This window comes from Marinobacterium iners DSM 11526 (genome assembly GCF_900107855.1).
GTDB lineage: Bacteria > Pseudomonadota > Gammaproteobacteria > Pseudomonadales > Balneatricaceae > Marinobacterium > Marinobacterium iners.
The window spans coordinates 33,739-45,139 of the sequence record NZ_FNRJ01000022.1 but is presented as its reverse complement, the minus strand read 5'-3'; the positions used below and the strand labels follow the sequence as shown (position 1 = coordinate 45,139).

General features: G+C 48.0%; 10 protein-coding genes. 7 read left to right on the top strand and 3 right to left on the bottom strand.

Features of this window, described 5'->3' with window-relative positions; translation table 11 throughout:
• The 3 genes from BLV48_RS16735 to BLV48_RS18825 all read left to right on the top strand — a co-directional run.
• Nucleotides 1–432, top strand: a 432-nt coding sequence (locus tag BLV48_RS16735; RefSeq protein ID WP_139253952.1) for an IS3 family transposase, incomplete at its 5' end; no start/stop codon positions are given.
• Nucleotides 433–531: 99 nt separating this feature from the next.
• Nucleotides 532–951 (top strand): GFA family protein, encoded by a 420-nt coding sequence (locus BLV48_RS16730; protein WP_091827939.1) that lies wholly within the window; start codon nt 532–534, stop codon nt 949–951.
• A 529-nt stretch (nt 952–1,480) separates the two neighbouring features.
• Nucleotides 1,481–1,861: a hypothetical protein gene (locus BLV48_RS18825; RefSeq protein WP_139253951.1), complete on the top strand. Its 381-nt coding sequence runs from the start codon at nt 1,481–1,483 to the stop codon at nt 1,859–1,861.
• 28 nt (nt 1,862–1,889) lie between these two features.
• On the opposite strand, the gene BLV48_RS16725 is transcribed toward BLV48_RS18825, so the two are convergent.
• Nucleotides 1,890–2,840: an IS110 family RNA-guided transposase gene (locus BLV48_RS16725; protein WP_091827943.1), complete on the bottom strand. Its 951-nt coding sequence runs from the start codon at nt 2,838–2,840 to the stop codon at nt 1,890–1,892.
• Nucleotides 2,841–3,252: 412 nt separating this feature from the next.
• On the opposite strand from BLV48_RS16725, the gene BLV48_RS16720 reads away from it, so the two are divergent.
• The 3 genes from BLV48_RS16720 to BLV48_RS16710 all read left to right on the top strand — a co-directional run bounded on the left by BLV48_RS16720 (nt 3,253) and on the right by BLV48_RS16710 (nt 7,637).
• Nucleotides 3,253–6,303 carry an AAA domain-containing protein gene (locus BLV48_RS16720; protein ID WP_091827938.1) on the top strand — a complete coding sequence of 1,017 codons (3,051 nt, stop codon included), beginning with the start codon at nt 3,253–3,255 and terminating at the stop codon, nt 6,301–6,303.
• Between the two features lie 289 nt (nt 6,304–6,592).
• Nucleotides 6,593–6,991 (top strand): GFA family protein, encoded by a 399-nt coding sequence (locus tag BLV48_RS16715; RefSeq protein ID WP_091827937.1) that lies wholly within the window; start codon nt 6,593–6,595, stop codon nt 6,989–6,991.
• 109 nt (nt 6,992–7,100) lie between these two features.
• Entirely contained in the window at nt 7,101–7,637 is a 537-nt protein-coding gene (locus BLV48_RS16710; RefSeq protein ID WP_091827936.1) for a hypothetical protein, read from the top strand.
• A gap of 195 nt (nt 7,638–7,832) precedes the next feature.
• Here the strand turns inward: BLV48_RS16710 and BLV48_RS16705 are convergent, their stop codons facing one another.
• Nucleotides 7,833–8,255 (bottom strand): YidB family protein, encoded by a 423-nt coding sequence (locus BLV48_RS16705; RefSeq protein ID WP_091827935.1) that lies wholly within the window; start codon nt 8,253–8,255, stop codon nt 7,833–7,835.
• Between the two features lie 296 nt (nt 8,256–8,551).
• Here BLV48_RS16705 and BLV48_RS16700 point away from each other — a divergent pair, with 296 nt between their 5' ends.
• Nucleotides 8,552–9,475, top strand: coding sequence for an AraC family transcriptional regulator (locus BLV48_RS16700; RefSeq protein WP_091827934.1), 924 nt, complete (start codon nt 8,552–8,554; stop codon nt 9,473–9,475).
• Nucleotides 9,476–9,703: 228 nt separating this feature from the next.
• On the opposite strand, the gene BLV48_RS16695 is transcribed toward BLV48_RS16700, so the two are convergent.
• A complete protein-coding gene (locus tag BLV48_RS16695) occupies nt 9,704–11,236 on the bottom strand; it encodes a LamG-like jellyroll fold domain-containing protein (protein ID WP_091827933.1) in 1,533 nt (510 codons plus the stop codon).
• Between the last annotated feature and the right edge of the window lie 165 nt (nt 11,237–11,401).

The window sequence follows — 11,401 nt, the reverse complement described above, 5'->3', positions numbered from 1 at the left end:
TGGCTGTATCTGGCTGCGGTAATCGACCTATATTCCCGTCGTATTGTGGGTTGGTCTTTGGGTAAGCAGAAGACGGTATCACTGACGAAGGCCTCATTACAGATGGCGCTGCGTAACCGACGACCTGATCCTGGTCTGATTTTTCATACGGATCGTGGGGTTGAATACCGTGCCCACGAGATCCAGTCGCTTCTAAAGCAACACGGAATTCTAGCCAGTGCCAACCGTCCAGGTATGTGTACAGACAATGCGGAAATGGAGTCGTTCTTTCATACCTTGAAAGGTGAGCTGATAAAGGAAAATGTCTTTTATGGCGAAATGCATCTGAGAGATAAGCTGGTCGGATACATCCAGCACTTTTATAATCGAGTTCGACTACACTCAAGCTTAAATTACCTAAGTCCAGTTGAATATGAAGTAATGACGGTATGAGCAGCGTAGGTGTCCGATTTATCGGGGGAAGATCACTGGTTTTCCGCTGCACTCCAAACCAGCCGCAAATGCGGGCGTTAAGTGCCAAAGGATTGATCGATGCAAGGTGAATGTCTCTGCGGAAGCGTGAAATTCGAAATTGATGGGGAGATACGGAATCTCTATCAGTGTCACTGCTCGCTGTGCCGCAAAGCCACTGGGGCTGCCGCTAACGCTGCCACATTTGTGCAAGGTTCTAGTTTTCGTTGGGTCTCAGGCCAAAGCGAGATCCGGTCGTACCAAAAGCCAAGTGGTTTCCGGAGCGATTTTTGCTCAAGTTGTGGAAGTCCGGTTCCAAATAGCCTGCGGGGCACCGAGATGGTTTGGGTTCCAGCCGGTTTGCTCGATGAACTCGCCGTATCAAGGGTTTCTGTTCACCTCCACACAGCCTCCGCCGCGCCATGGGAGCAAGAATTCGCTGAGTGCGTTCGATTGGAGGGCGGCCCTGAGAGCCTGGAATCACTTAACAAATTGTTGTAGTACGTTCCGGGCCTTCGGTCCTACACCGGACGCCCATTTCGCTGCGCTACACGGGCGCCGCTTAATATTGGCGTTATGTTTGTGAGGCAGTATGATATTTAAGAGTTTCAGATTGAGTGCCCGTTTTGGTAAAGCTCATGGGCTACTTCTTCGGGAACAGTACGACCAGTCTTATAATCTGCTGATCAGTATCCTTGAAGCCGGTCCTGAAGACTCCATGTTGCCATTAGTCCATGAAGACCTGGGCATTATTGAATATCATCGCGGTAATTTCGCAGCATCAATAACGCACATGGACTATTGTATTCGGCACTCAGTAGAATGTCCAAGCCAGTGGAATTCTGCTGACGACGTAGATCGGCTTGAAAGGATTTCCTGGTATAAAAAAGTCTGCGAAGGGAAGCACAATGAGAATAAAACATAACAAAAGCCTGATGTTCGCCGCTATCCCGGCTGGGACCTCCACTTTGCTGGCGCTACGTTCGGCCCCATAGGCAGGGGTTAATGTGCAAAAAGAATGGAGGCATTAATGAAATACGGACTTTTTCTTCTAACGGCGCTAGCTTTTTCTATTCCGGTAGCTGCTGGTCCTCTGACATTTAATGAGGCAAAAGTTAGGGCAGACTCTTCGGAAAGTGCTTTGTCTTCTTCCGATATCCAGAAGTTGGTAAATGCTCAAGGGGAGCTTGCATCACGTGCCTTCCCGGTTTGTGTCCAACGAACAAGCTCAAATCCCACCGACTTCATTGTTGTGGTTCAAATAGATATACGAGGGTCTGTAGTATATTCTTGGCGCGAAGGTGAATCTAGATTCGCTCAGTGCTTCCAAGAAATTATGGAAAAATCGTTTTCATATAGGCCGCAAGCAGAGCCGTTTTTCACAGCATTTGAGTACACAAATACACATTAACAAGTGACTGTGGTGTCTAGTTAAATATTTAAGCCATATTTTCGCCCCATCGTGTCTCATTCTTGAGCATGGTGTTGAGCACCACGATCAGCTTGCGCATGCAGGCAATGATGGCCACTTTGGGTAGCTTGCCCTGGGCTTTCAGATGCTCGTAGAAGCGTTTGAACACAGGGTTACACTGGATTGATGACAGCATCGCCATGAACATGACCGTGCGGATACGGTGACGGCCTCCGCGGATGCGCCGTTTGCCATTCCAGGAGCCGCTTTCGCGGTTCATGGGTGCGACACCGACGAGTGCAGCGATCTCTTTGCGATTGAGTTTGCCAAGCTCTGGTAGATCGCTGAGCAAGGTATAGGCGAGGACTTTACCGACGCCCGGCACGCTGGTCAGGATCTCCGTTTTGGTGCGCCAGTGTTTGACCTGCATGACGGCTTCATCGATCTGTTTGGTGATGGTACTGATTTGGGTTTGTAATGAGCGAAGCAGTGTTTTGATGGAACGATGCAGCGCTTTGGGCAAGATTTGGAGTCGGTTTTTCTCCATGGTTTGCATCTCAAGTAGCTGGCTGCGGCGAATCAGTAAGTCCTTGATAAGGCGAGACTGCTTATCAGGAATTGGCTTGATGTCAGGCTGTATGGTGGCGGCAAAACGGGCGATGACACTGGCATCGATCTTATCCGTTTTAGCCAGTACGCCAATGGCTTGGGCATATCGCCTGATGCTGATTGGATTGACCACGACAATGGGAAGATTGGCCTGGTCACAGGCGAAAACGAAGGCGTGCTCATGGCGCCCTGTGGCTTCGACCACAATGCGTTCGATGTTGCGCTTTTTCAGTACGTGAATGACTTTGAGAATGCTTTCCTCGTCGTTCGGAATTTGGAAATGGAGGTCCAGCGGATGCAGGACGATATCGAGTTTGGATTTGCCGACGTCTACGCCGACGTTGATTTGGATTTGGCTTTCTGTGTGTATGGTCATAAGCTAACTCTGCCTTGCTATGCGGGCTCGGGGCCTGTGATGCCCTTTGGGTGCCGATGACTGTTCGAGTTATCGCTAAAGAGTCATGCAGCGCTACGCACTTGTTATCGGTCTCTCGCAAGAGGAGCCGGCGCTACACCGAGCTGCTGCATGAAGGCCCTCAATGGCCGTTGAGGGTGGGTCCCAATTCACCCGGAAAACGCAGAGAATTATCCATACAAGTCAATCAACTTCGCGCCTACGGCGCCGGACGCAGCAAAGCTGCGCCGATTATTGAAGCGTTATGTGTATCCATATGGCTCTTGACTGAATTTAAAGCATGCCTGTTCATCTGGATGCATCAGGGAGCTGAATTCGCGTGCCCCTTAGATTATTTGGGCAAAAAACCACCTAATAAGAGCCAGTAATGACCCAGTATTTCAACCGAATTAGTCGCTATTTTCGCCAGTCATTAATCGACGCCGACAGGCTCTGCCCTGAAGATAAGGATATTCTTCCGGTATTGGGTCCGGATAAAAATCAAGACCCCAGAGCGGATTATATGGCACTCTCTGCTTCCCTTTGGCAGCAGGGGCGAGTCGATCCAGACTTAGCAGAGAAAATCATTGAAGAGCGGCAACCTAAAAATAAGCCGCCTTTACAACAGCTGGAAATCGTCATTTTTCCCCGTATCGATCACCTTAATTATCAGACAGGAGAACGCGACCAGAGAAAACGACGTGTACTGATGCCCTTGGTTGTGTTTGTTAGTTTACAGCGCGATGGCAGTTTGCAACCAACCAACAAAGCACCTTGGATCCCACGTATCTGGATTGGTCCAACCCAAAGTGCCACGCAGCCTTTCACCGAAATGGGCTTACTGGATGCATTTTTTACTCAGCATCCATTTGAAGGCATAGCAAACTGGTCGCAGCTCACTGCCTATTGCACCAGGCTGTTATGCAAAGCAACCGGTGAAACCTACCGTGAAGCCAGTGATGAGCTACCTGCTACACAACTGAGTGAGCTGGCTATATCGCCCGAATATACATTAAGCGACCAGTGCTTATTGCAGTTGAATACGCCCATTGTAGGTGCGAAAGCCAAGATGCTAAAGGTACTGGACTTTATGGTAGATAAAGGGTGCTTCCCTAAGCTCTATCAAATATACAGTAATCGTAAGAGCTCCAAGCTCAGTGCATACGCTGACAAACAGGACAATGCAGAACTAGCAAAACAGCATGTGGGCCAGATGTCGGGCGAGTTTCCGCTCTCGGTGAAACAGCGCAATGTACTGCATCACTTTATTGAACAAGAGTCAGGTGAGATTCTGGCAGTAAACGGGCCGCCAGGCACGGGAAAAACAACCTTGTTGCGCTCGGTTGTCGCTAATCTCTGGACACAAGCGGCACTGAGTCAAAGTGAGGCACCATTAATAGTCGCCACCTCAAACAATAATCAGGCGGTAACAAATATTTTGGAAAGCTTTGCTCGAATTGACGAAACAGGGCTGGATGAATGCCTGAAGGGGCGCTGGCTGCCAGAGGTAGACAGTTATGGTTTGTATTTCTGCTCGGGGAAAAAAGCTAACCAATATAATCCCTATCGCTACGCTGGTCCTAAAGGCGAGGGCTGCATGGAAGGCTGGCAAACTCAGACGTTTATCATTGAGGCGCAGAAAAATTTCCTCGCCAAAGCCGAAAACTGGAAGCAAATTGAGTGTAAGAGTGTTGATGATGCACTGGCTACTTTGCACAAAGAAATGTGTGCGACTCAGCATAAGATCAGACAGGGCTTTGACTATTTAGAAGCTTGGCAGTTGGTTTTGCGTAGTATTGAACAGCAGTATGGTTCAGTGGAATCCTTGGAAACAAGCATAACTGAGTTCAAAGCAGCTTTTACCGAACACTCTCAGGCCTATAAGCAAGAGAAAGTTCTACTGGATGCGGTTTATGAACTTTGGGAGTCGCGCAAATGGTGGGTCTCTTTATTGATGTGGTTGCCTGGGATTCGAAAGCAAGAATCACGTAAGACAGCACGATTGTTGAACCAATGGGACAAGACACTCGAAGTTTTCAGCGATGATGAGGTAGAAGCGGCGCTGAACCAGCAAATAGAGGGAATCCGCACCAAAATGAGCCAACTGCAGCAACAGCTCACTAGGGCGGAAGGCTGTTTATCGAGCTTCCATTTGCAGCAGGACAATCTTAATACTTGGCTTGTGCCTGCAGAAAAGCTGGCGCTTTTTAGCAAAACAGTACCCGAGCAAGTAGCGGAGCTGAATGACCGTTACTACCGTTTCCGCCTGTTTAAGTTGGCGACACACTACTTTGAAGGACGTTGGCTAAAGGAGACCAGAGCTTTTGTTGAAAGCAACGATCAGGACAAAAAATCACCATTCAAACTACTGCGCAAGCTTCGACGCTATGCCAAGTTAACGCCTTGCTTTGTCTCTACCTTTTATATGGTACCAAATACATTCATGGGGGGAGAGTTTAAAGATGGGAGTTGGGCCGATTTACCGCAGCTAGAAGAGATTGATTTGCTTATTGTAGATGAAGCAGGCCAGGCCCTTCCAGATATTTCTGCGGCCAGCTTTGCTTTAGCGAAACGAGCCTTGATAGTGGGTGATACCGACCAAATCGAACCGGTATGGAGCATCCCCGCCAGTGTTGATCGCTCTAACTTGGCTATGTTCAATCTATTGGAGGATGAGCAAGATTATGAACAATGGCTGGGTAGTGGCATGCTTGCAAGTAGTGGTAGCGTGATGCGACTGGCGCAAAGACAATGTCATTATCATCAGTTTGAACAGCTGCAGCGTGGTTTGTATCTCACTGAACATCGTCGCTGTTTTAACGATATTGTGAGCTATTGTAATGACTTGGTGTACCAGGGAGTACTTGAGCCTCTTCGTGGTAATGCTAAACATGAGGTTCCTTGGGGTACCATGGCTTTACAGCCTGTTTATTCGCCCTCCCAATCGCTTGGTGGCAGCCGAGGCAACGCTGGAGAGGCAAAAGCGATTGCTCAGTGGCTAGTAGAGCAACATCAAGCGCTGCTGGCTTATGCAAGGCAGCAAGATAAAGAGTTTAAAACCTTGGACGATGCCAGTGTGCTTCGTCGCGCTGTCGGCATTATCACGCCTTTTAGCAAACAGGCCGACTTAATTCGCACTGAACTCAGAAACGTAGGCATTGAAGGGCTTACCGTGGGTACTGTACATAGCTTGCAAGGCGACGAGCGTTTGATCGTACTGTTTTCAAGTGTATACGGCGAAAACAATAAAGATAGCAGCAAATTCTATGATGCTGGTCCGAACATGTTGAATGTTGCCGTTTCTCGGGCAAAAGATGCATTTATAGTATTTGGTGATCCGAATGTGTTCGGAGCGAACGCTGCAGGCTCGCCGTCTGGTTTGTTAAGACAAGGCCTTGTCTTAATACGTGGTGTTCAAAGAGCAGAAAAAGCGAACTAATTGCTTTAAGCGGGGCAAGTCACGTTTGATTGATCGAGGATACATACTTAGAGGCATGCGAGCATGCAGATCGATACCGCAATAATACTGATGAGTGCTATGGTAGAAGTTCATGAGTCTTCTCCTTTTTGTGCTTGGTCGCCATCCAGCTTAGCGGGTGAACCGCTGAGCTGGGGAGAAGGCTCAATCAGTATCAAGTGACAGTAGTCGCCTACAGGGGGGCTGGGGTCACCGCTGCCACGCAGTTCCGGCCTCTAAATTACGAGTTATCACTCAAGGAAAGGAATCCATGAAACAAACAGGAAGTTGCCTCTGTGGAGGTGTTCAATACGAAATCAACGGTCCGCTGACAGATGTTCTGCACTGTCACTGCTCAATGTGTAGGAAGCTTCATGCCTCTGCCTTCAGAACCCGTGCTAAGGTCAATTCCTCGGATTGGAACACCATACAGGGCCAAGAGTTGATAAAGTTTTATGAATCATCTCCGGGGGAGCACAAAGGTTTTTGCTCTAATTGTGGCTCCAGTCTCTACACGAAATTCGATGCACACCCTGAGATTTATGGCTTCCCCCTCGGAACACTTGATACTGACCCAGGTGTACAGGCCAAATGCCATGTGTTTGTAGGCAGCAAGGCCTCTTGGTTTGAGATTACAGATGATTTGCCTCAATACACTGAATATGATTAAAAATTGATAACAAAGCAATTAAACTAGTTCCGGCCCTTTGGTCCTCCACTGAGCCCAAACAACTACGCTTTTCCGCCCGCTTGTTGCGGGTTAAAAGTACAAGGAAGTCATGAAAAGTATCGAAATATTATCAGTAGGAATTAGGTTGCTAGGTATTTATGTGTTTGTTAATGTCTTTCGTTTAGGCGCTAATCAATACCAAGCAGTAATTCAGTATCGTTCAATATCTGAAGAAGATATGAGCCTCTTTGCCTATGTCTCTATCGGACTGGTGGTTTTGATGCTCATGGCTTCAATTACTATGATTAAATACCCTGCTCTTATATCTAGATGGATATTGCCTAAAACAAAAGAAAATGAAGTGATTTTTGATGGAACAGCTAAAGATATTGAAGTATCAATATTTACTGTAATTGGTGTATATATACTTTCATGGGCTATTCCTGATTTCGTTCAAAACGCCCTCTGGTGGTGGTATTCCTCCCATAGCAGAATAAGTGGAATGTGGCAGCAAGGAAGGGGCAACGAATACATTATTGATCAAATAGTGACCGTTCTTGAAATGGCTATAGGATTTTATCTTTGTTTTAGGTCGCAAGGAATTAGTACCTTATTACGAAAATTTCGTGAGGCTGGTTTGAAGTGATTTTTAACAAGGCACCGAAAGTCTGTTTCTTCGCTCCCTGGGATCTCAATAGCTTCGCTATTGAGATCCTTTAACACGGCCTTATGTGGCGCAAGATAATTGAGGGATATTCATGAATATCGCACAACTATGGATTACCGGGACGCATCTGACCTGGCCAAGTTGTGTGGACACTTGGAGCTCGAATCCCGCAGGTTAGAAAAGTTTGCCGAGCAGGCCCTTGGCCAGGCCGCCGACAGCGTTGCCCAACAGGTCGCCGTTTTCGCTGTTCTTATCGATCAGTTCCGGCAGCATCTGCGCCAGGCCGCTGGTGGCGGTGTCCTGCCCCAGTTCCAGGCTGTTGGCAAAGTTTGCAATGCGGTCGTTGCCGAGCACATCCAGCAGGGTCGAGGGTGAAAGGGCAGCGTTGTCACCTCCACTCAGCCAGGAAGAGGCCAGGTTGGCGAGCCCTTCGTTGCCGTTGGTAAATTGTGCGATCAGGGCACTTAGGTCCAGTTCGCCATTCTGGGTCGGCAGCAGGTTCTGCAGGGCCGTGACGACACTGCCCAGATTGAGTTGGTCACCGTTGCTGCCCAGTTTGCTGATGAATAGTTGTGCTGCCATGTTGATTAGGCTCATTTTATATCCTCGTGTCCCGTGAGTGTGTTGCACTCCGGTGGTATCGGTGTAAGTGCCGGCCAGAACGCTGCGCCTCTGACCGGGTGCGTGTGGGTTAGAGCTTGTCCAGCTCGGTATCAAAGAATGCCCGAACTACGTTTCATATTCGAGTCTTAGTTGTCGAGCAAGCCTCCGTAAGCAGCAGGTGACACCGCCAGCTCACAAGAAAAGACTGACGAATATTGTCAGAAATGGTTAGATAACATGGTTTCGTTGGAGTACGGGGCTCATGACCTGTATCGAAAAGTCAGGCGCTTATGAAAAAAGAATACAAGAAACGTATAGACCGAGTAGTTCAATACATTGAAGGGAATGTATATAAGCCAATATCGCTGGCTGAATTGGCAGATATAAGTAACTTTTCTGTATACCACTTTCACCGAATTTTTACAGGCCTTGTTGGTGAAACCGTCAACGATTACATTGCCAGGAGGCGAATTGAAAAAGCAGTAAATTTATTGGTTTTCAAACGTGACTTGTCTATTACCCAGGTGGCTCTGGAAAGTGGCTTTTCATCAGGTGCCAACTTTTCAAAAGCGGTAAAACTGTATTTTGGTTTTAGTCCATCAGAGATAAGGAATCCAGATAAAATAAAAAATAGCAAGATTGGAAAAATAAATAGCAAGTATGGAAAAGATTTTGATCCTTCATGTTTGTATCCTGCTCGCATCACTAATGGTGTGATGAATGAATTAAACATTGAGGGGAAGAAAATGAATGTTGAAGTAAGAGACCTTGAGGCTAAAAGAGTATGTACTTTAGCTTCAGAGGGAGGCTATGAGCCTGAGTATATATATAAAGCATGGGATAAGCTTATAGAGTGGGCTTCTAATAATGGAATCGAAAGCAAAGAGCAGGAGCGATTTGCGTTTGCGTTTGATAATCCAGCGGTTACACCCATCGATAAGTGCCGTTACACGGCTGCGATAGTGGTTGGCGCGGATATGCAGATTAAGCCGCCATTTTCACAGTCTGAAATACCAAGTGGAAAGTATGCGGTGCTCTATTTCAAGGGCACTCCAGAGGAAACGCTTCGAGCTCAATTAAGTATCTACTCCGACTGGTTGCCTGATAGCGGATTTGAGCCCGATAATTTTCCATTAATGGAACGATATATTAACGATGCAAGAGTGGATGGCTACATAGAGATGGAAATTTACGTCAAGCTCAAAGAAATTTAAGCAGCATTATGCTGCATAACCCTGGCTGACATGGGAGGAGGTTCAAAACTCTGTGTCAGCCAACCAGCGGAGAGCTTGCAGAACTGGCGATGTACGGCTTTCACCGTCTTGGTGCTGTAAATCGCCTTGCGCAAGTAACCGAGGTATTGCCGGTTGATCAGAGAATCACGGCGCAGCGATAAAAGCCCCGCACTAGGCGAGGCTTCTGTTGGCTGCTTGAGGAATTGATCAGTCAGCTTTGCGCAGCTGACGCATTCCCAGAAGGCCTGCTAGACCGCCGAGCAGCAAGAGTGCGCCAAGGGGCAACACTGGCACTGGCGTGACAGACCCAGAGGATAAGACAGGACTGATCAGCGCAACAGGGTCTTGAATCCTCCCTGCAGTGGGATCTAGATCCAAGACAGGGTCGTTATCGGTCACAGTATACGTAACGGTGGTTTCCCCAAATGTGGCTGTGGTGATCTCTGTCCAAGTTGAGCCGTTGACCTTATAAATCTTAGTGCCAGCTGCGATCGGAGCACCAACATCAATCGTGATTGTTAAAGAACCCGAGACCCCGGTCGCGGTAAAGCTGTAAGTGCCAATCTGATCGCCAACCAAAACGCCACTTGGAGGCGTTGGGTCTGTAATCTTGCTGTAGGAGATAAGCGATCCATTGCCAGCAGGGATAGTAACGTTACTGCCGCCGGGCTCTGGTAATGTGAGCACAGCGTTAACGGTTACATCAATTGCAGCTGAGGTTGCTGAGGTATAGGTTGAGTCAGCGGCTTTGGTGGCTGTAATGCTACAAGTGCCGGCTCCCGTACCAGTTAGAGTGCTACCAGAGACTGTACAAGGGCCGGAAGCAACAGAATAAGTTACTGCGCCGGTACCGGACCCGCCGGAGGTAGATAGTGCGCTGGTATTTCCGACATTGATTGAGGTCGGAGTGGCTGAGACTGTTAGCGTTGCCTGAGGTTGTGGTGAGCTACAGTTTGCAGATGTCTGGGTTGTCTGGGTCGTTGTGTTTGCGAATGCGTTTGAACTAAAAGTGGGTTGAGTGCCAATAATTTGTGCTGTACCAAAGTCTCCAACGACTGGGCAGATCGAATTCCCCTCGAATGTAAAGAGTGCGATTAAGCTTCCGCTCCCACCGTAATTACCGGAATCACTATCTGCCGGTAGGCCAGACCCGCCGTTGTATAGTGCAGCTACTTCAGTATCAGAAAGTGCCCGGCTCCAAATCGCGAAATCATCTATCTCACCGTCAAGTTCGCTACCTGTGGAGGTCGATTGCCCACCAAGAAAAAGGCCGGAACTGCCGGTGTTGATAACGTCTGTTTTTTCGTGCGTTCCGCATTTAGTGCCATTTATATAAATGTCGTACTGGGATCCTGTCCATACAACCACCTTGTGCACCCAGGCTTGAGCATCCTGTGTATATCCACACGTTAAAACTGAACTCGGGGACCCACTGCCACCATTAATCGTCGGCCATGGCCTCTGATCGCCGAAGACGACTCCCATACCCATGCTTGAGGTGACCCCAGCTGCAAATGCATAGTAATCGCCCGATGTACCCGCAGTGTGTTTGAACCACACCTGTGCGGTGTATGGCTGGCTAGGATCTAGATTGCCTGTGGCACCTAAAGTGAAATCCGGGAATTTCACGATAGAGTCTGCTGCACTCACCATTGAATCAGTAGCAAATACACTGCCACAGAAAAACAGCAAAACCAGTGCGGATATGAGTTTTTCAAGTTTTCGACGGACGCACTTCATTAATTAACTCTCCTAAATAAGACAAACCAGCAGTAATATTTTTCCCACAGAGTATACCAACAGTGAGTATTGGTGGTAGCTTGAACAACGTGGAAGGTGTTCAAAACTCTGTGTCAGCCAACCAGCTTTATAGGCTGATGTGATGTTCCAGTCGCCCTGGGAAGT

Excerpts from the sequence above, each read along its gene's own strand:
- BLV48_RS16705 (WP_091827935.1), bottom strand. The coding sequence starts at position 8,255 with ATGAGCCTAATCAACATGGCAGCACAACTATTCATCAGCAAACTGGGC.
- BLV48_RS16730 (WP_091827939.1), top strand. The coding sequence starts at position 532 with ATGCAAGGTGAATGTCTCTGCGGAAGCGTGAAATTCGAAATTGATGGG.
- BLV48_RS18825 (WP_139253951.1), top strand. The coding sequence starts at position 1,481 with ATGAAATACGGACTTTTTCTTCTAACGGCGCTAGCTTTTTCTATTCCG.
- BLV48_RS16715 (WP_091827937.1), top strand. The coding sequence starts at position 6,593 with ATGAAACAAACAGGAAGTTGCCTCTGTGGAGGTGTTCAATACGAAATC.
- BLV48_RS16695 (WP_091827933.1), bottom strand. The coding sequence starts at position 11,236 with ATGAAGTGCGTCCGTCGAAAACTTGAAAAACTCATATCCGCACTGGTT.
- BLV48_RS16710 (WP_091827936.1), top strand. The coding sequence starts at position 7,101 with ATGAAAAGTATCGAAATATTATCAGTAGGAATTAGGTTGCTAGGTATT.
- BLV48_RS16720 (WP_091827938.1), top strand. The coding sequence starts at position 3,253 with ATGACCCAGTATTTCAACCGAATTAGTCGCTATTTTCGCCAGTCATTA.
- BLV48_RS16700 (WP_091827934.1), top strand. The coding sequence starts at position 8,552 with ATGAAAAAAGAATACAAGAAACGTATAGACCGAGTAGTTCAATACATT.